Consider the following 261-nt stretch of genomic DNA (forward strand, 5'->3'; position numbering starts at 1 on the left):
AGCACGGCCTTGGCATTGCTGGTGCCTTCATCGATGGCCAGAATCAGCGGGGAGTGTTCATTCATGGTCTGGTTGCTCGACATGCAGAAATGCCCCTAACGCAAACGTGCAGCGGCCGCGACAATGCCGTCCGCATCAATGCCATGCAAGGCACGCGTCGGCTCACGGGCACCGGCTGCTGCGTACTCACCATCGCCAATGCCCAGACGAATCAGGGTGATGCCCAGCGCGTTCTCGGCGAGCAATTCGGCCACCAGGCTG

General features: G+C 61.3%; 1 pseudogene. It reads right to left on the minus strand.

From position 1 onward, the window contains the following. Nucleotides 1–95: 95 nt before the first annotated feature. Nucleotides 96–261 (minus strand): annotated as a pseudogene (locus ALP40_RS08890) (transketolase family protein); the annotation flags it as partial.

Source organism: Pseudomonas viridiflava (assembly GCF_003702045.1).
In the GTDB taxonomy this organism is placed as follows: Bacteria; Pseudomonadota; Gammaproteobacteria; order Pseudomonadales; family Pseudomonadaceae; genus Aquipseudomonas; species Aquipseudomonas viridiflava_C.